Genomic DNA, 19,265 nt, shown 5'->3' with positions numbered 1-19,265 from the left:
TCGTCTGAACAGTAAGGACTTTCACATGGCAGGGTTTCTCGAGGGCAAGCGCATCCTGGTCACCGGGATCATCACCGACTCGTCGATCGCATTCCACATCGCGAAGGTCGCCCAGGAGGCCGGCGCCGAACTGGTGCTCACCGGCTTCGACCGGATGAAGCTGATCCAGCGCATCGCCGACCGGTTGCCCAACCCGGCCCCGCTGCTGGAACTCGACGTGCAGAACTCCGAGCATCTGGACTCCCTGGCCGACCGGGTGACCGAAGCGATCGGCGACGGCAACAAGCTCGACGGCGTCGTGCACTCGATCGGCTTCATGCCGCAGACCGGGATGGGCATCAATCCGTTCTTCGACGCGCCGTACGACGACGTCGCCAAGGGGATTCACATCTCCGCCTATTCCTACGCGTCGCTGGCCAAGGCCGTGCTGCCCATCATGAATCAGGGTGGTGGGATCGTCGGCATGGACTTCGACCCGACCCGCGCGATGCCCGCCTACAACTGGATGACCGTCGCCAAGAGTGCGCTCGAGTCGGTGAACCGGTTCGTCGCGCGCGAGGCCGGCCAGTACGGGGTCCGCTCGAATCTCGTTGCCGCAGGCCCCATCCGGACGCTGGCGATGAGCGCCATCGTCGGCGGTGCGCTCGGCGCCGAGGCGGGTGACCAGATGAAGCTGCTGGAAGAGGGCTGGGATCAGCGCGCTCCGCTGGGGTGGAACATGAAGGACCCGACGCCGGTCGCAAAGACGGTGTGCGCGTTGATGTCCGACTGGCTGCCCGCCACCACCGGCACGATCGTCTACGCCGACGGCGGCGCCAGCACGCAGCTGCTCTAATGAGCTTTGACGCGCTGCTGCTGCTGTCCTTCGGTGGACCCGAGGGGCCGGAGCAGGTTCGTCCGTTCCTAGAGAACGTGACCCGAGGCCGCAACATCCCGTCGGAACGTTTGGACGCCGTCGCCGAGCACTACCTGCACTTCGGTGGCGTCTCACCCATCAACGGCATCAACCGGGCCCTGATCGCGCAGATCGAACGCGAACTCGACACCCGGGGCACCCGCCTGCCGGTGTACTTCGGCAACCGCAACTGGGACCCGTTCGTCGAGGACACCGTCGCCGCGATGCGCGACGACGGCATCCGTCGCGCCGCGGTGTTCACCACCTCGGCGTGGGGCGGCTACTCGGGCTGCACGCAGTACCAGGAGGACGTCTTCCGGGCCAGGGCCGCGGTCGGGCCGGAGGCACCCGAGCTGGTCAAGCTGCGCCAGTACTTCGACCACCCGCTGCTGATCGACATGTTCGCCGACGGCATCGCCGAGGCCGCCGCGACGTTGCCAGAGGACCTTCGCGCCGACGCGCGGTTGGTCTTCACCGCGCACTCGATCCCGCTGCGCGCCGCGTCGCGGTGCGGACCGGACCTCTACGCCCGGCAGGTCGCGCATTCGTCGTCCCTCGTCGCGGCCGCCGCCGGGTACGCCGAGTACGACCAGGTGTGGCAGTCCCGGTCGGGGCCGCCTCAGGTCCCGTGGCTGGAGCCCGACGTCGCCGACCATCTCACCTCGCTCGTCGAGTCCGGGGTCCGCGCGGTCATCACCTGCCCCATCGGCTTCGTCGCCGACCACATCGAGGTCGTCTGGGATTTGGACAACGAGCTCAAGGAGCAGGCCGACGCGGCGGGGGTCGTGCTCGCGCGGGCGACGACGCCCAATGCACAGCCACGCTTCGCCCGACTCGCCCTCGACCTCGTCGACGAGGTGCTCGAAGGTCGTGAACCGGCCAGGGTCGGCGGGGGACTCGTACCCGGTTACGGATTCAGCGTCAACGGGTCGCTGTGCACGCCGTCGTGCACTAGCGACGCCAGGCCGACTGCAGAATCGCGCTGACGGCGGCCATCCGCGCCGAGCGCACCACCCCGACCAGCGGACGCAACGCGTCGTTCGCGATTTGCATCTCCGACGACGACTGCAGCCCGATCGGCATCAAACCCGAACTGACGGTGATGATCGCGTCGACGTGGGCGGCGTTCTCCAAGACCCTCAGCGCCCGCTCCGGGGCGTGGTCGGGGGCGCGGTGCAACCGCGCGGATTCGAGTATCTGCTCGACCAGCCCACGTGGGTCGGCGACGTCCGAGGACGTCATCCCGGCCCTCAGCGTCACCAAGGCGTCAGCCGCCGAGCGCACCGCGGACCGCAGCTGGTACTCCTCGTGGCCGAGGTCCAGGTGCTCGCGCAGCGGGACCTCGGGCATGGAGTAGACCGTCCACGCCAGCGAGATCGGCTCCGGGTAGTGGCCGGTGGACTCGTCGTCGGTGTGGTCGTAGTCGGGATCGGACTCGTCGTAGGTGAACTCGGGCACCAGCCCGACGGCACTCGTCGTCCCGCGCGCGACGATCAGCACCTCCCCGGCCGTGATGGCGTCGGCGGTGAACTGCGTGCCTGCCGGGAGCCCGCGCACGTCGCCGGGGACGGGAAGGGCAACGGCCATCGCGGGTTCGCCGGTGCTCGGACCGGCGGCGGTGCGCAGCGTCTGCAGCATCGACACCGCGCCCGCGTCGGTCAGATCCGGCCAGGGCAGGCCGGTGCGGTCGGCGGCGACGGAATCATAGGCGGTCACGGAATGCCTTGGCGCCCAGAGGGACAGCGCATCCAAGACGTCGTCGGGCGCGGCCACGCCGGCAAGCCAGGCGTTGGCCCACACCGACAGGGAAACACTGGGGCACCACATGATCCACGGAGTGTAATAGTTGACCGCTCGAGAGGTGCGTTTCACGTACGCTGTGAAGATGGGAGCGCTGATCTGGCTGGTCGCGGCGCTGGCGTTGGCCGGTGCGGAGGCGCTCACGGGCGACCTGTTCCTGCTGATGCTCAGCGGCGGCGCGCTGTCGGCGGCCGGTGCCAGCGCCCTGTTCGGTGGCCCGGTGTGGGTCGACGGGATCGTGTTCGCCGCCGTCTCGATCCTGCTTCTGGTCGCGGTCCGCCCGGCGTTGCGGCGGCGGTTCACGGCGGGAACCGGCTTGCCCGACCCCATGAAGGCCCTCGAGGGCAAGGGCGCGCTGGTGCTCGACAGGGTGGCGCGCCACGAGGGTCAGGTGAAGCTCGACGGCCAGGTGTGGACGGCCAGGCCCCTCGACGACGACGACGTGTTCGAACCCGGTGACCACGTGACGGTGGTGCGCATCGACGGGGCCACCGCGGTGGTCTTCCGGGGCTTCTGAACCTAGGGAGGAACGGCAAATGGACGGTGCATTCTTCGGGCTGGTCGTCGCGGCGGTGTTGGTGATCTTCGCGATCATCGTCGTCGCGAAGTCGGTCAAGGTGATCCCGCAGGCGGAGGCGGCGGTGATCGAACGCCTTGGCCGCTACAGCAAGACCGTGTCGGGACAGCTGACGTTGCTGCTGCCGTTCATCGACAAGATTCGGGCGCGCGTCGACCTGAGGGAGCGGGTGGTGTCCTTCCCGCCGCAACCCGTCATCACCGAGGACAACCTCACGGTCAACATCGACACGGTCGTCTACTTCCAGGTCACCGAACCGCAGGCCGCGGTGTACGCGATCAGCAACTACATCGTCGGCGTCGAACAGCTGACCACCACGACGCTGCGCAACGTCGTCGGTGGCATGACCCTCGAGCAGGCGCTGACCTCCCGCGACCAGATCAACGGCCAGCTCCGCGGGGTGCTCGACGAGGCCACCGGTCGTTGGGGCTTGCGGGTGGCGCGGGTGGAGCTGCGCAGCATCGATCCGCCCCCGTCGATCCAGGACTCGATGGAGAAGCAGATGCGCGCCGACCGCGAGAAGCGCGCGATGATCCTGACCGCCGAGGGCAACCGGGAGGCCTCGATCAAGCAGGCCGAGGGGCAGAAGCAAGCGCAAATCCTCGCCGCGGAGGGCGCCAAGCAGGCGGCGATCCTGGCGGCCGAGGCCGATCGGCAGTCGCGCATGCTGCGAGCCCAGGGTGAGCGCGCGGCGTCCTACCTGCAGGCCCAAGGCCAGGCCAAGGCCATCGAGAAGACGTTCGCCGCGATCAAGGCGGGGCGGCCGACTCCGGAGATGCTGGCCTACCAGTATTTGCAGACGCTGCCGCAGATGGCCAAGGGTGAGGCCAACAAGGTGTGGCTGGTGCCCAGCGACTTCGGCTCGGCACTGCAGGGCTTCACCAAGATGCTCGGCGCGCCGGGTGAAGACGGGGTGTTCCGGTACACGCCGTCACCCGTGGAGGAGGACCTGCCCAAGCCGGAGGACGACTCCGCCGAGGTCGCGGAGTGGTTCAACACGAAGTCCGATCCGGAGATCGCCCAAGCCGTGGCGCAGGCGGTGGCGGAGGCCCGAACCCCGGTGGCCGGCGCGGTCGACACGCCGACGCAGTACGCCCCGCTGACGCAGCAGGCGCAGCCGCCCTCGGTCGACTACTCGGCGCCTCGACACGGTCAGCTCGACCAGTGAGCGCGCTCACCTCCCGCCGCTCCTACGCCGTCTTGGCGGCGATGCAGGCCGGTGACGCCGTGGCATGCGCCAAGATGATTCCACCGATCGAGAAGGCACTCGACGACGTCGGATTGGCCGAGAACATTCGACCGGTGTTGCCGGTGGTGAAGGCGGCCTCGGCGGTCGGCCTGCTGTCGGTGTATCGGTGTCCGCGGCTGGCACGGCTCACCACGTTCATGCTCACCGTCTACTTCGTGCTGGCCGTCGGGTCTCACGTACGGGCGAAGGACTGGAGCCCCGGGCTCGTCGCGGCGAGCACATTCCTCGGCCTATTCGGCGCGATGACCGTCACGGGGCCGGAGTCACGCTAGGCGCGGGGTCCTCGCGCCGATCCTGACGCCGATGGCTGCGCACCTCGACGATCAGCCCAGCGACACCCAGGCTGGCGGTGGCCGCCGAGATGACGAACAGCAGTGGGCTGACGTTGCCGGTCAGGGCATCGCCAAGGATGACCACGGCCGCCGTGCCCGGCAGCAGGCCTACGAAGGACGCAATCGCGAACGGCACGGGCCGCACGGCCGACGCTCCGGCGGCGTAGTTGAGCACCGAGAACGGCACCGCGGGGATCAGGCGCAGTGAGAGCACGGTCGGCCAACCGCGTTGGCGTAGGCGTGCGTCGACCATCGCCACCCGCGGGTGTGACACCAGCCGGTCGAGTTGAAGGCCGGCGGCCCTGACGCCGAACAGCGCGATGATCGCGCTGACGGTGGACGCCGACACGGCCAGCGACACGCCGAGCAACGGGCCGAACAGCAGACCCGCCGACAGCGTGAAGGCAGTCCGCGGGAACGGGAAGATCGTGACCACCACGTGGGCGAGGAAGAACACCAGGGGGAACCACGGGCCCGCCGAGGTGGCCCAGTCACGCATCTGTACCGCGGTGGGCAACGGCACGAAGGAGGCGACTGCGACGAGAATCACAACGGCGGCCACGATGGCGACCAACTTGCGCCGGGGAACCTGGGCGGCAGTCGACGCGATCGAGCGCCGCACCGCACCCAACGTGCTGACTATCCCCTTCACGTCTTCCGAGAGTACGGGTCCTCAGGCGGGCCCACGAGCCGACGCGACGGAGCTACCCGTCAGTAGCGTCGCGCCCGTGGGTTAGCGCCGTGACCGCGATCATTTAGCCTGTTGGACAGTTGTCAAGTCACACGCTGCATCAAGGTCGATGACAGGGGAGTCAACAGTGTCCGAACAGGTGTCCAGTTCGAGTCTCGGCACGGCCGAGCGGGACCGTGACCAGTGGCGCGTGTCCGTCGCGGGCGTCTTGGCCAAGAGCCGCCGCACGGAGCCCGCCGAGCTGGGTCCCGAACCCGAGCGACTCCTGGACTCACCCACCTACGAGGGCTTCCCGATCCGCCCGCTGTACACCGCAGGGGACGCACTCCCCGAACCACCGCTGCCCGGTCGGTGGCCCTTCGTCCGCGGGGGCGACGCCCACCGCGACGTCAGGTCCGGATGGAAGGTGGCCGAGTCCTTCCCGGCCGACGGGCAATCCGTGTCCGACGGCAACGACGCGGTGCTCGGCGCACTGGTCGACGGCGTCAGCGCGTTGGTACTGCGAGTAGGACCATCCGAGGCGGGGGGCGTCGAGGTGGCCGACCTCGACCGGTTGCTGGAGGGGGTGTTCCTCGACCTCGTCCCGATGATCGTGGAATCCGGCACGGACTACGCCGCCGCCGCCGACGCCGTTCTGTCGCTGGTGTCGGGTTTCGACGACGAGAAACGCCGACGCCTGTCGGTCGACCTCGGGGCCGACCCGCTCACCGCGGTGCTGACCCACCGTGCCGCACCCAGCGCTGACGAGGTCGTCGCGACCGCCGCCTCCGCCTCGGGGTACGGCGGCGGCGTCCGCGCGGTGACCGTCGACGGAGCCGGCCTGCACGACCTCGGTGCCAGCGCCTCGTGGGAGCTGGCCGGAGCCATCGCGGCCGGGGTGGCCTACCTGCGACTCCTGAGCGACGGCGGCGTCGCCACGCCGGATGCGCTCGCCCAGATCTCGTTTCGCTTCGCCGCCGACGCCGACCAGTTCATGACCATCGCCAAACTGCGGGCCGCGCGTCAGCTGTGGGCCCGGGTGGCCGAGGTACTCGGCCACCCCGAGGCGGGGGCGGCCACCGTCCACGCCGTGACCTCGCGGGCCATGCTGTCCCAGCGCGACCCCTGGGTGAACATGTTGCGCACCACGCTGGGCGCCTTCGGGGCGGGCGTGGGAGGTGCGGACACCGTCCAGGTGCTCGAGTTCGACAGTGCAATTCCTGGCGGGTTGCCCGGCGCAGCAAGGACTTTCGCGCGCCGAATGGCGCGCAACACCCAGCTGTTGCTGCTGGAGGAGTCACACCTGGGCCGAGTGCTCGACCCCGCAGGCGGCTCCTGGTTCGTCGAGGACCTGACCGGTCGGCTCGCCGAGGAGGCCTGGCGACACGTCCAGGACGTGGAGGCGCGGGGTGGTTTCGCCGACGCGGCCGACCACGTCGCCGAGCAGATCGGCCGGGTGCGCGCCGCACGCGGCGACGACCTCGCGCACCGACGCACGGCGCTGACCGGGGTCAACGGGTACCCGAACCTCGCCGAGGCCCCGCTGCCGCCGTCGGATGCGTCGTCGACGGCGTCCTCGGTGGCGCGCTACGCGGCGGGCTTCGAGGCCCTGCGCGACCGCTCCGACACCTACCTCGCCACGCACGGCGTTCGGCCGCGCGCGCTGCTGCTGCCCGTGGGGCCGTTGGCCGAACACAACGTTCGTACCTCCTTCGCCGCCAACCTGTTGGCCGCAGGCGGGGTGGAGACCGTCAACCCCGGGACGGTCACCGGGGCGGGCGTGGCCCAAGCCGTCGACGAGGCCGGCAACCCGGCGGCGGTCGTCGTCTGCGGCACCGACGCCCGCTACGCAGCCGAGGCGGCCGAGGTGGTGAAAGCCGCTCGGGCCGCGGGTGTTTCGCACGTCTACCTGGCCGGTCCCGAGAAGGCCATGGGCGACGCCCCGGCCGAGCACCGTCCCGACGAGTACCTGACCGCGAAGATCGACGCGATCGCGGCGCTGTCCACCCTGCTGACCCGATTGGGGGCCTGACATGACCGCGGTGACCCCTGGGATTCGAAGCTTCGCCGACGTGCCACTGCACGGCGACGGCACCGCGTCGGCACCGGCGAGCACCGAGGCCGTCGACGAGCTGGTGTCCGCGGCCGCGGCCGCGCACGGCTACACCCCCGACCAACTCGACTGGGTGACGCCCGAGGGTGTCAACGTCAAACCGGTCTACGTCGCGGCCGACCGCGACGCCGTCGTCGAGGCGGGGTACCCGCTGGAGAGCTTCCCAGGCGCTCCGCCCTTCGTCCGCGGTCCGTACCCGACGATGTACGTCAACCAGCCCTGGACCATCCGGCAGTACGCCGGCTTCTCCACCGCCGCGGAGTCCAACGCCTTCTACCGGCGCAACCTCGCCGCCGGCCAGAAGGGACTCTCGGTCGCCTTCGACCTGGCGACCCACCGGGGGTACGACTCCGATCACCCGCGGGTCGCCGGCGACGTCGGCATGGCCGGGGTGGCGATCGACTCCATCCTCGACATGCGCCAGCTCTTCGACGGCATCGACCTGTCGTCGGTGTCGGTGTCGATGACGATGAACGGCGCGGTGCTGCCGATCCTGGCGCTCTACGTCGCCGCCGCCGAGGAGCAGGGCGTGCCGCCGGAGAAGTTGGCCGGGACCATCCAGAACGACATCCTCAAGGAGTTCATGGTCCGCAACACCTACATCTACCCACCCGAGGCCTCGATGCGGATCATCTCCGACATCTTCGGCTACACGAGCGTCAAGATGCCCAAGTACAACTCGATCTCGATCTCGGGCTACCACATCCAAGAAGCCGGTGCGACGGCCGACCTCGAGTTGGCCTACACCCTGGCCGACGGCGTGGAGTACATCAAGGCGGGGTTGGCCGCCGGTCTGGACATCGACTCCTTCGCGCCGCGACTGTCCTTCTTCTGGGGTATCGGCATGAACTTCTTCATGGAGGTGGCCAAGCTTCGCGCCGGCCGACTGCTGTGGAGTGAGCTGGTCGCGCAGTTCGATCCCAAGAACGACAAGTCGCTGTCGCTGCGCACGCACTCGCAGACCTCGGGGTGGTCGCTGACCGCTCAGGACCCGTTCAACAACGTCGCCCGCACGTGCATCGAGGCGATGGCCGCCACCCAAGGCCACACCCAGTCACTGCACACCAACGCCCTCGACGAGGCACTCGCGCTGCCGACCGACTTCTCGGCGCGCATCGCCCGCAACACCCAGTTGGTGCTGCAGCAGGAGTCCGGCACCACCCGGCCGATCGACCCGTGGGGTGGGTCGTACTACGTGGAGTGGCTGACCCATCAGCTCGCCGAGAAGGCACGGGCCCACATCGCCGAGGTCGCCGAGCACGGTGGCATGGCCAGGGCCATCGACGAGGGCATCCCGAAGCTGCGCATCGAGGAGGCCGCCGCCCGAACCCAGGCGCGCATCGACTCCGGGGCCCAGACTGTCATCGGCGTCAACAAGTATCAGGTGTCCGCCGATCAGGAGGTCGAGGTCCTCAAGGTCGAGAACAGCCGGGTCCGGGCCGAGCAGATTGCCAAGCTCGAGCGGCTGCGCAGTGAGCGGGACGACGCCGCGACGCAGGCTGTATTGGCGGAACTGACCAGGGCGGCAGGCGCGTCCGACGGAGACGGGCTGGAGAACAACCTGATGGCGCTGGCGATCGCGGCGGCGCGTGCCAAGGCGTCCGTCGGGGAGATCTCCGACGCGCTGGAGAAGGTCTACGGTCGCCACCAGGCGGAGATTCGCACCATCGCCGGTGTGTACCGCGACGAGGTGGGGAAGGGCTCCAACGTGCGAAACGTCTCCGCGGCCACCGACATGGTCGAGCGCTTCGCCGAGGCCGACGGTAGGCGGCCGCGAATCTTGGTCGCCAAGATGGGACAGGACGGCCACGACCGCGGCCAGAAGGTGATTGCGACGGCGTTCGCCGACATCGGGTTCGACGTGGACGTGGGCTCACTGTTCTCCACCCCCGACGAGGTCGCCCGCCAGGCGGTCGACAACGACGTGCACGTCGTCGGGGTGTCCTCGCTCGCCGCCGGTCACCTCACGTTGGTGCCCGCGCTGCGGGACGCCCTGGCCGACGCGGGGCGCCCGGACATCATGGTCGTCGTCGGCGGTGTGATTCCCCCCGGTGACTTCGACGAGCTGTACGCCGCCGGCGCGACTGCGATCTTCCCTCCGGGCACGGTGATCGCCGACGCAGCGATCGGCCTTCTCGAGAAGTTGGCCGAGCGGCTGGGTTACGGCACCCTCGGCTAGATGGATCCGTCCGAGCTCGCAGCAGCCATCCGAGGTGGCGATCGGTCGGCGCTGCCGCGGGCGATCACCCTGGTCGAGTCGACGAGGGCCGACCATCGGGAAGACGCTCAGCGGCTGCTGATGGACCTCATGCCCGACGCCGGCTCGGCACTGCACGTCGGCATCACGGGCGTGCCCGGGGTGGGCAAGTCGACCACCATCGAGGCGCTGGGGATGTCCCTCATCGACCAGGGCCACCGGGTGGCGGTGCTCGCCGTCGACCCGTCGTCGACGCGCACGGGTGGGTCGATCCTCGGAGACAAGACGCGGATGGCCCGCCTGGCCGTGCATCCCGACGCCTACATCCGGCCGTCGCCGACCTCGGGCACCCTGGGCGGGGTGGCCAAGGCCACCCGCGAGACGATCGTGCTGCTGGAGGCGGCCGGGTTCGACGTCGTGCTCGTCGAGACGGTGGGCGTCGGCCAATCGGAGGTGACGGTCGCCAACATGGTGGACACCTTCGTGTTCCTGACGCTGGCGCGCACCGGGGATCAGCTGCAAGGCATCAAGAAGGGCGTCCTGGAACTCGCCGACGTGGTGGTGGTGAACAAGGCCGACGGCAGGCATGCCGCCGAGGCCAAGGCGGCCGCCCGCGAATTGAGCGGTGCGATCAGGTTGCTCTACCCCGGCGAAAGTCTGTGGCGCCCACCGGTCCTCACTGCCAGTGCGCTCGAGGGCACCGGGCTGGCCGAACTCTGGGCGACGGTGCTGGAGCACCGCCGGGTGCTGACCGAGGCGGGGGAGTTCGACGCCCGCAGAAGCCGCCAGCAGGTCGAGTGGATGTGGTCGATGGTGCGCGACGCCGTGCTCGACAAGGTGTCCTCCAACGCCGGGGTGAAGGCCGTCCGTGCCGACGTCGAGCAACGCGTGCGCGACGGACTGCTGACCCCGGCGCTCGCCGCCCAGGAGATCCTCGACCTCGTGTACTGACCGGCGCAGAGGTGGAGCGGGACCGGTCGATTCGCTAACGGATCGGTAAACACGCATCGGGTTGCCCGCGGTGAGAGTAATTTCGTTCATCGTGATTCCAGCCATCGGCGGCGAGCGCGGCGCGGCGCTTCCCCACGGGGTCCGCGGCGTGGCGGATCCCAATTTCAGCCTTGCGGTGCGCGCCTTCGGGGGTCTCTTTCCAGGCAAACGCTTCGGTGGTGGTGCTCTCTGCATTTACCTCGACGGGCAACCCGTCGTGGACGTGTGGACCGGGTGGACTGACCGCCGGGGAACGAGGCCGTGGACCGCCGACACGGGCGCGATGGTGTTCTCGGCGACGAAGGGGATGGCCTCCACCGTCATCCACCGGCTCGCCGATCGCGGCCTGATCGAGTACGACGCCCCCGTGGCCCGGTACTGGCCGGCCTTCGCTGCCAAGGGCAAGGGCAACGTCACCGTGCGGGAGCTGATGCGACACCGAGCCGGCCTGTCCCAACTGAACGGCGCCAGCGGCGCCGACCTGATGGACCACCTCCTGATGGAGGATCGGATGGCCGCGGCCCCCATGGGATGGTTCAAGGGCAAACCGTCCTATCACGCGCTGACCTACGGCTGGCTGATGTCGGGGCTGGCGCGTGCGGTCACCGGTCGCGGCATGCGGGAACTGTTTCGCACCGAGCTGGCCGAGCCGCTCGACGTCGACGGCATCCACTTGGGCAGGCCGCCCGCCGACGCTCCCACCCAGCCGGCTCGAATCATTGGGCCCCAGAGCAGGTTTCAGAATCCGCTGGTCAACTTCGTCACTCCCCACATCGCGTCGCTGCCGTTCTCGGGCGGATTGGGGTCGATGTACTTCCCCGGCATGAAGGCCACCGTGCAGGGTGACATCTCCTTGCTCGACACCGAACTGCCGGCCGCCAACGGAGTCGCCACCGCCAGGGGGTTGGCTCGGATGTACGGGGCCATCGCCAACGGTGGCCGCATCGACGGCACCCAGTACCTGTCGACCGAGCTGGCGGCCACGCTGAGCGGGCGTCCGAGCCTGCATCCCGACGCCGGCCTGATCATGCCGCTGTCGTTCCATCTCGGGTACCACGGACTGCCGCTGGGGGGCGTCCTGCCCGGTTTTGGTCACGTCGGTCTCGGCGGATCCCTGGGATGGGCCGACCCGCACAGCGGGATGGCCTTCGGTTTCGTACACAACCGCCTGCTGACCCCGCTGCTGGTCAGCGACCAGGCGGGTTTCGTCGCCACCGCCGCAATGATCAGGCGAGGTGTTTTCCGAGCCCGCAAGGAGGGGTTTAACGCCGTGGCAAACCTCGGCGCACCATTCTCCGGGCTCTCCGCCGCGGTGTGACTAAGTCGCACGGTTGATTCGTTCCCTAATTTTCGCCCGGCGCCCGTGAAGGCCCGCCACGACGACAACGGGCGTTGTCGCATTGGTTCCCTTGTGATGCAACGGCTTTGGGCCAATACGGCCCCTCGGAAGCCCTAGATCGGTCGATTCCGTACGCAAGAGTTCACAGATGTTGCCAGAGTTACGTCAGATGCCATTGTCGCAATCGGTGTCAGAGTAGCCAGAATGTTCACCCTGGCACATCTTGGTTCGACCTCGCCGACCCTCGATGACCGCGTCGTCGTAACCGTGCGGTCACCTATCGCGGCGCATGGGGACATCTCACGCTGGGAGTATGAACGTACGGTTAACCACGGAGGCCCGGTCCGGCGTGGTGGTGACAATGCGCAACGTCACATTTGCCTAGGCGCTAAATGTGTTTGCTAGTTTTCGACGCGGCGAAACATTAAAGACACCAGGACAAGGTCGCTAACAACGTACGTGTGCGTCAATAAACGGCATTTCCGCTGCGTATGCGGCTAAACGAGGTTGTTGGGACGAATAGGTAGCTGTCGGTGTAGTGTCCCGTCCGGAGAATGTTGACTTGGAAAGGGCGGTAACGGATTTGCCAAAACTTTTCGTACTAATGGTTCGTACTTAAAGTTCGGTTTGCTGGTCCGGAACTCCTCGTCAATAGTCAGCCCAGGTGCACATGGAAAGGTCACACAACTGATCCACCGCGCCAGGGACCGACGTCTTCATGCAGTACAACCGAGTCGGGAGCCTTGGTTCGTTCCTTGGAGAGGGTGAAGTACGTGGCAGAGACACCGGTCTCCCCAATCGCCGTGATCGGCATGGGGTGCCGACTTCCCGGTGGCATCGATTCGCCAGCGGGTCTGTGGGCTGCGCTGATGCGCGGCGTGAACGCCGTGACCACGGTGCCACTGGATCGCTGGGACGCCGAGGAGTACTACGACCCGGAGCCCGGCGTGCCGGGCCGGTCGGTCTCCAAGTGGGGCGCGTTCATCGACGACGTCGCCGGTTTCGACGCCGACTTCTTCAGCATCAGCGAGCGCGAAGCGATTGCGATCGACCCCCAGCAGCGCCTGCTTCTGGAAACCGCGTGGGAAGCCATCGAACACGCCGGTATCGACCCGGCCGCCATCGCGAGCTCGCTGACCGGCGTCTTCATGGGGATGACCCATCAGGACTACCAACTGCTCGCCGCCGACGCCAACGCCGTCGAGGGCCCGTACGGGTTCACCGGCAGCAACTTCAGCTTGGCTTCTGGCCGCATCGCCTACCACCTCGGCGTGCACGGACCCGCCTTCACCGTCGACTCCGCCTGCTCGTCCAGCCTGCTGGCCGTGCACATGGCGTGCCGCAGCCTGGACGCCGGCGAGAGCGACATGGCCTTGGCCGGCGGCGTCTCCATCATGTTGGAGCCCCGCAAGATGTCCTCGGGTTCGGCCCAGGGCATGTTGTCCGCGACCGGCACCTGCCACGCCTTCGACGTTCACGCCGACGGCTTCGTCTCCGGCGAGGCGTCCGCCGTCCTTCTGCTCAAGCGCCTCGACGACGCGCTCGCCGACGGTGACGACGTGCTGGCAGTCATCCGCGGCACGGCGGCCAACCAGGACGGTCACACAGTCAACATCGCCACCCCGTCGCGCGACGCGCAGACCAAGGTCTACGAGGCAGCGCTGGCGGCAGGCGGCGTCGACGCCGCCACCATCGGCATGGTCGAGGCGCACGGCACCGGAACCCCGGTCGGTGACCCGATCGAGTTCGCCAGCCTCGCGGCCGTCTACGGCAAGACCGGACCCGTCGCTCTCGGCTCGGTGAAGACCAACTTCGGCCACGGCCAATCCGCGTCCGGCGCGGTCGGCCTCATGAAGGCCATCCTGTCGCTGCAGCATGGCGTGGTACCGAAGAACTTGCACTTCACCTCGATGCCCGACGAGATTGCCAGCATCGAGTCCAACCTCTTCGTGCCCACCGAGGAGACTCCCTGGCCCGTCGCGGGCGATCATCCGCGGCGCGCAGCGGTGTCGTCCTACGGCTTGTCCGGAACCAACGTCCACGCCGTGCTCGAGCAGGCCCCCGCCGGTGCGCCGACCCGCACGGTCGACGCCGGCACCGACCCCGAGCGGGCGACGGGGCCGCACCTCTTTCCGCTGTCGGCCACCACGCCCGACGAGTTGCGCCGCACGGCGGGACGGATCGCGGACTGGGTCGAGAACGGCTCCGACGACGTCGACCTCGCCGACCTGGCCTACACACTGGCGCGGCGACGCGCCCACCGGCCCGTCCGCACCGTCGTCATCGCTACGGACCGCGCGGAGCTGGTCGAGCGACTGCGCGCCGTCGCCGAGGGCGACGACCCGTACGAGGCCGCCGTCGACAAGGGCCAGCGCGGTCCCGTCTGGGTGTTCTCCGGGCATGGGTCGCAGTGGGCAGGCATGGGCAAGGCGCTGCTGGCGTCCGAGCCCGTGTTCGCCGACACCGTGGCTCGGATCGAACCGCTGATCGCCGCCGAGTCCGGGTTCTCCGTCACCGAGGCCATGACCTCGGACGAGGTGGTGACCGGCATGGACAACGTGCAGCCCACCGTGTTCGCCGTGCAGGTGGCGTTGGCCGCCACGATGAAGTCCCACGGCGTCGTGCCCGGCGCGGTGATCGGCCACTCCATGGGTGAGGTGGCCGCCGCCGTCGTCTCCGGAGCGCTCTCGCTGGAGGACGGCGTCAAGGTCATCTGCCGCCGGTCCCGCCTGATGGCCACCCTTGACGGGTCCGGCGCCATGGCGTCGGTCGAACTGCCCGCCCAGCAGGTGCTCTCTGAACTCGCCGCCCGTGGCGTCAACGACGTCGTGCTCTCGGTGGTCGCCTCCCCGCAGTCCGCGGTGGTCGGCGGCGCCAAGGAGTCGGTCCGCAAGCTGGCGGCCGAATGGGAGGCGCGCGGCATCATGGCCCGTGAAATCGCCGTCGACGTCGCCTCGCACTCCCCGCAGGTCGACCCGATCCTCGACGAACTCACCGAGGCGCTGGCGGACCTCACGCCGAACGAACCCACGGTGCCGTACTACTCGTCGACGCTGTACGACCCGCGCGACCCCGCCGACTTCGACGCGTACTACTGGGCCGACAACCTGCGCCACGCGGTCCGCTTCGCCGCGGCCGTGCAAGCGGCCCTCGAAGACGGCTACCGGGTCTTCGGCGAACTGTCGCCGCACCCACTGCTGACCTACGCGGTGGACCAGAACGCCCGTAGCCTCGACGTCCGCATGGCGGCCCTGGCCAGCTTGCGTCGCGAGCAGGAGATGCCCCACGGCCTGCGTGACTTCGTGGCAGCCCTGCACGGCGCAGGCGCCGCGATCGACTTCGCCGCGCTGTGGCCGGTCGGCGCGCTCGTCGACGCCCCTCTACCGACGTTCCACCACCCGCATCTGATGCTCGCCAGGGACGGACAGGAGCAGGGCGCGTCGACGCTGGCCGTCCACCCGCTGCTCGGTGCCCACGTGCGGCTGCCCGAGGAGCCGGAACGACACGTCTGGCAGGCCGACATCGGCACCGACGCCCAGCCGTGGCTCGCCGACCACCAGGTGCACGGCGTCGCAGCCCTTCCCGGCACCGCCTACTGCGAGATGGCCCTCTCGGCGGCTCGCACGGTGTTCGGCGAGGCGTCGGAAGCCCGCGACATCGTCTTCGAGGAGCTTCTGCTGCTCGAACCGCACACGCCCATCTCGGCGGTCGCCTCGCTGACCTCCGACGGTGAGACCGACTTCCAGGTGACCACCCGGCTCGAGGGCGAGGAGGTGCGACGTGCCACCGCGGTGCTGCACACCGCCGACGACTCGGCCGACGCCGCCACCTACGACGTCACCGCGCTGCTCGCCGAGCACCCCGTGGAGCTCACCGGCGCGGAGATGCGTGACTGGTACGACGCCAGGGGCATCCAGTACGGACCGGCGTTCACCGGTCTGACGGCCGCCCACACCACCGAGGGCCCCGGCGGCTCGGTGCTGGCCGAGGTGGCGCTGCCCAGCTCCATCCGCTCACAGCAGGGTGCCTACGGCATCCACCCCGCCCTGCTCGACGTCTGCTTCCAGGCCGTCGGTGCCCACCCCGACCTCCACACCGACGCCACCGGCACGCTGATGCTGCCGCTGGGCGTGCGGCGGCTGCGGGCGCACGCGTCGACCCGCAACGCGCACTACTGCTACGTGCAGCTGGTCAGCGCCAGCGCGGGGTCGGTCGAGGTCGACGTCGAGGTGCTCGACGAGCACGGCGCGGTCGTGCTGACCGTGGCCGGCCTCCGCCTGGGCACCGGCGTCTCCGAGCAGGGATTGCGCGACAAGCGCCTCGACGAGCGACTGCTGACGATCGACTGGCGCCGCCAGGAGCTGCCGGCCACCGACGTCGTCGGACACGGGCACTGGCTGCTGATCAGCACCTCCGACGAGTCCGACATGCTGGCACATCAGCTCGCCGACGTCCTCAAGGCCGGCGAGGCCGACGTGACGGCGATGACGTGGAGCGCCGACGGCGACCACGCCGCCAACGCCGACCTGCTGCACCGGACCCTGACCGCCCGGCAAAGCGCGGCCGTCGTGGTGATCCAGGATCCCCGCGCCGCCGACGCCGACCTGGTCGTCGACGGGGCCGACCACGTCCGTCACCTGGTCCGCGTGGCCAAGGTGCTGCCGGACGTGGCAGGCGAACCGCCCCGGTTCTTCGTCCTGACCAGGGGTGCGCAGAGCGTGCTGCCGGGGGAGACCCCGAACTTGGCCCAGGGCGGCCTTCGCGGCCTGGTACGGGTCATCGGGATGGAGCATCCGCGGATGCGGCCCACCCAGATCGACGTCGACGACGCCACCGACGTCGCCCTCGTCGGCGCCGAGTTGCTCTCCCTGTCCGACGAGGACGAGACGGCCTGGCGCGACGGTCACTACTACACCGCCCGCCTCAACGTCACCCCGCTGCAGCCCGAGGAGCGCCACAGCACCGTGGTGCACCCCGAACGCGACGGCATGCGACTGCAGATTCGCACGCCGGGTGACCTGCAGTCGGCCGAGCTGGTCGCCTACGAGCGGACCGCACCGGGCCCGGGACAGATCGAGGTGGCCGTCTCGGCGTCCAACCTCAACTTCGCCGACGTCCTCGTCGCCTACGGCCGCTACCCGTCCTTCGAGGGACGCATGCCTCAGCTGGGTGCGGACTTCGCAGGCGTCGTCACCGCCGTCGGTGCTGGCGTGACCGACCACGAGATCGGCGACCGCGTCGCAGGGATCTCGGCGACGGGCGCCTGGTGCACCTTCGTGACCTGCGATGCGAACCTCGCGGTGCGCATTCCGGCCGAGTTGCCCGACGCCACCGCCGCGGCCGTGCCGAGCGCGCACGCCACCGCCTGGTACTCGCTGCACAACCTGGCGCGCATCGGATCCGGTGACAAGGTGCTGATCCACTCCGCAACGGGTGGCGTCGGTCAAGCCGCAGTGGCCATCGCGCAGGCGGCGGGCGCCGAGATCTACGCGACGGCAGGCAGCCCCGCTCGTCGGCGGATGCTCGCCGACATGGGCGTGACCCACGTCTACGACTCGCGCAGCACCACGTTCGCCGAGGAGATCCGCCGCGACACCGACGGTTACGGCGTGGACGTCGTGCTGAACTCGCTGCCCGGCGCCGCCCAGCGCGCCGGTCTCGAGCTGCTGACCTTTGGTGGCCGGTTCGTCGAGATCGGCAAGCGCGACATCTACGGCGACACCAAGATGGGCCTGTTCCCGTTCCGGCGGAACCTGTCCTTCTACGCCGTCGACCTGGCGTTGCTGACCCTCGTCGCCCCGGACACGCTGCGGAGCCTCCTCGAGGTGGTGTACCAGCAGATCGCCGATGGCGTGCTGCCGCCGCCGCAGACCACGCACTACCCATTGGCCAACGGCGCCAACGCCATTCGCGCCATGGGTGCCGCCGAGCACACCGGCAAGCTGGTGCTCGACGTGCCACGCACCGGTCAGTTCGCGGCCGTGGTTCCCGCCGAGCGGGCGCCAGCGTTCCGTGCCGACGGTGCCTACGTCGTCACCGGTGGCCTTGGTGGGCTGGGATTGTTCCTGGCCGAGAAGATGGCCGCCGCCGGGTGTGGTCGCATCATCCTCAACGGCCGCTCCGCGCCCAAGCCCGAGACGCAACGCGCCATCGAACGCCTTCGCAAGGGCGGCACCGAGGTCGAGGTGATTCTCGGCGACGTGTCCGAGGCGGAGACCGCCACCCGGATGGTCGCCGCGGCCACCGCGACGGGAATTCCGCTGCGCGGCGTCCTGCACGCCGCCGCGGTCATCGAGGACGCGACGCTCGCCAACATCACCGACGAGTTGATCGACCGGGACTGGGCGCCCAAGGCGGCGGGAGCGTGGCGTCTGCACGAGGCCACCGCCACCGCATCGCTGGACTGGTTCTGCCTGTTCTCCTCGGCTGCCGCGATGGTGGGCTCGCCGGGCCAGGGTGCCTACGCCGCCGCCAACAGCTGGGTGGACTCGTTCGCGCGGTGGCGCCGCGCCCATGACCTGCCCGCCCAGGTGGTGGCGTGGGGTGCGTGGGCTCAGATCGGTGCAGGCCAAGCCATGGCCGACAACGACGGCATGGCCATCGCTCCCGAGGACGGTGCGTACGCATTCGACACCCTGATGCGCCACACCCGGGTGTACAGCGGGTATGCGCCCGTCGCCGGCGCGGCGTGGCTCACGGCGTTCGCGCAGACCAGCCCGTTCGCGGAGGCATTTGCCTCGATGGGCCAGGATCGGTCGGGCTCCAGTGAGTTCCTCGAGGAGCTTCGCCTGTTGCCGCGGGAGGAATGGGCGGCCCGCGTGCGGCGGCTCATCTCCGAGGAGATGAGCCTGATCCTGCGGCGTTCGGTCGACGCGGATCGGCCGCTGTCGGAATACGGCCTAGACTCTCTCGGGACGTTGGAGTTGCGCACCCGGCTCGAGTCGGAAACCGGTGTGCGGATCGGGTCGACCGACGTCACCACGGTGCGTGGACTCGCAGAGCGGTTGAGCGAGATGATCGCCGCGGACCTCGACGTCGACTCCGCCCAGCCGGCGGTGTCGCCGTGACCATCGATTTAGCGCCGATGACGTCGCTCACCGAAG

The 19,265-nt window shown here is 69.2% G+C and carries 12 protein-coding genes; 10 read left to right on the top strand and 2 right to left on the bottom strand.

The window, feature by feature from the left end; translation table 11 throughout:
- The first annotated feature begins 25 nt into the window (after window positions 1–25).
- Both inhA and H7K45_RS20235 read left to right on the top strand, forming a co-directional pair.
- The gene (gene inhA / locus H7K45_RS20240) at window positions 26–835 is read left to right on the top strand and encodes an NADH-dependent enoyl-ACP reductase InhA (protein ID WP_263997754.1); all 810 of its coding nucleotides are present in this window, start codon (window positions 26–28) and stop codon (window positions 833–835) included.
- Complete coding sequence (locus H7K45_RS20235) at window positions 835–1,881, top strand: ferrochelatase (RefSeq protein WP_263997753.1); 1,047 nt, start codon at window positions 835–837, stop codon at window positions 1,879–1,881. The genes inhA and H7K45_RS20235 overlap by 1 nt, the downstream gene beginning before the upstream one ends.
- Here H7K45_RS20235 and H7K45_RS20230 read toward each other — a convergent pair.
- Window positions 1,847–2,722, bottom strand: a complete 876-nt coding sequence (locus H7K45_RS20230) for an Rv1486c family protein (protein WP_263997752.1) — start codon at window positions 2,720–2,722, stop codon at window positions 1,847–1,849. The genes H7K45_RS20235 and H7K45_RS20230 overlap by 35 nt on opposite strands.
- Before the next feature lie 58 nt (window positions 2,723–2,780).
- On the opposite strand from H7K45_RS20230, the gene H7K45_RS20225 reads away from it, so the two are divergent.
- Genes H7K45_RS20225 through H7K45_RS20215 form a run of 3 tightly spaced genes read left to right on the top strand, consistent with a single transcriptional unit; the run spans window position 2,781 to window position 4,793 of the window.
- Window positions 2,781–3,212 (top strand): NfeD family protein, encoded by a 432-nt coding sequence (locus tag H7K45_RS20225; protein ID WP_263997751.1) that lies wholly within the window; start codon window positions 2,781–2,783, stop codon window positions 3,210–3,212.
- A gap of 19 nt (window positions 3,213–3,231) precedes the next feature.
- Entirely contained in the window at window positions 3,232–4,440 is a 1,209-nt protein-coding gene (locus tag H7K45_RS20220; protein WP_263997750.1) for an SPFH domain-containing protein, read from the top strand.
- Window positions 4,437–4,793, top strand: coding sequence for a DoxX family protein (locus tag H7K45_RS20215; RefSeq protein WP_263997749.1), 357 nt, complete (start codon window positions 4,437–4,439; stop codon window positions 4,791–4,793). The genes H7K45_RS20220 and H7K45_RS20215 overlap by 4 nt, the downstream gene beginning before the upstream one ends.
- Here H7K45_RS20215 and H7K45_RS20210 read toward each other — a convergent pair.
- Entirely contained in the window at window positions 4,771–5,505 is a 735-nt protein-coding gene (locus H7K45_RS20210) for a TVP38/TMEM64 family protein (protein ID WP_263997747.1), read from the bottom strand. The two genes, H7K45_RS20215 and H7K45_RS20210, sit on opposite strands and share 23 nt — an antisense overlap.
- 148 nt (window positions 5,506–5,653) lie before the next feature.
- Here H7K45_RS20210 and mutA point away from each other — a divergent pair, with 148 nt between their 5' ends.
- From mutA to pks2, 5 genes are all read left to right on the top strand, one after another.
- On the top strand, window positions 5,654–7,555 hold the full coding sequence (gene mutA / locus H7K45_RS20205) for a methylmalonyl-CoA mutase small subunit (RefSeq protein WP_372512596.1): 1,902 nt from the start codon (window positions 5,654–5,656) through the stop codon (window positions 7,553–7,555).
- 1 nt (window position 7,556) lies between these two features.
- Window positions 7,557–9,815 (top strand): methylmalonyl-CoA mutase, encoded by a 2,259-nt coding sequence (gene scpA / locus H7K45_RS20200; RefSeq protein WP_263997744.1) that lies wholly within the window; start codon window positions 7,557–7,559, stop codon window positions 9,813–9,815.
- Entirely contained in the window at window positions 9,816–10,784 is a 969-nt protein-coding gene (meaB, locus tag H7K45_RS20195) for a methylmalonyl Co-A mutase-associated GTPase MeaB (RefSeq protein ID WP_263997743.1), read from the top strand.
- Window positions 10,785–10,875: 91 nt separating this feature from the next.
- Window positions 10,876–12,141 (top strand): esterase/beta-lactamase LipL, encoded by a 1,266-nt coding sequence (gene lipL, locus H7K45_RS20190; protein WP_263997742.1) that lies wholly within the window; start codon window positions 10,876–10,878, stop codon window positions 12,139–12,141.
- Between the two features lie 833 nt (window positions 12,142–12,974).
- Window positions 12,975–19,229 carry a sulfolipid-1 biosynthesis phthioceranic/hydroxyphthioceranic acid synthase gene (gene pks2 / locus H7K45_RS20185; protein ID WP_372512617.1) on the top strand — a complete coding sequence of 2,085 codons (6,255 nt, stop codon included), beginning with the start codon at window positions 12,975–12,977 and terminating at the stop codon, window positions 19,227–19,229.
- Window positions 19,230–19,265 lie beyond the last annotated feature (36 nt).

The sequence above is a fragment of the Mycobacterium yunnanensis genome (genome assembly GCF_025823185.1).
Classification (GTDB): domain Bacteria; phylum Actinomycetota; class Actinomycetes; order Mycobacteriales; family Mycobacteriaceae; genus Mycobacterium; species Mycobacterium yunnanensis.
Note: the sequence above shows the minus strand (reverse complement) of the source record. Positions and strands in the feature narration are given on the sequence as shown.

Excerpts from the sequence above, each read along its gene's own strand:
- H7K45_RS20235 (WP_263997753.1), top strand. The coding sequence starts at position 835 with ATGAGCTTTGACGCGCTGCTGCTGCTGTCCTTCGGTGGACCCGAGGGG.
- H7K45_RS20230 (WP_263997752.1), bottom strand. The coding sequence starts at position 2,722 with ATGTGGTGCCCCAGTGTTTCCCTGTCGGTGTGGGCCAACGCCTGGCTT.
- H7K45_RS20220 (WP_263997750.1), top strand. The coding sequence starts at position 3,232 with ATGGACGGTGCATTCTTCGGGCTGGTCGTCGCGGCGGTGTTGGTGATC.
- inhA (WP_263997754.1), top strand. The coding sequence starts at position 26 with ATGGCAGGGTTTCTCGAGGGCAAGCGCATCCTGGTCACCGGGATCATC.
- mutA (WP_372512596.1), top strand. The coding sequence starts at position 5,654 with ATGACAGGGGAGTCAACAGTGTCCGAACAGGTGTCCAGTTCGAGTCTC.
- pks2 (WP_372512617.1), top strand. The coding sequence starts at position 12,975 with ATGGGGTGCCGACTTCCCGGTGGCATCGATTCGCCAGCGGGTCTGTGG.
- scpA (WP_263997744.1), top strand. The coding sequence starts at position 7,557 with ATGACCGCGGTGACCCCTGGGATTCGAAGCTTCGCCGACGTGCCACTG.
- H7K45_RS20225 (WP_263997751.1), top strand. The coding sequence starts at position 2,781 with ATGGGAGCGCTGATCTGGCTGGTCGCGGCGCTGGCGTTGGCCGGTGCG.
- meaB (WP_263997743.1), top strand. The coding sequence starts at position 9,816 with ATGGATCCGTCCGAGCTCGCAGCAGCCATCCGAGGTGGCGATCGGTCG.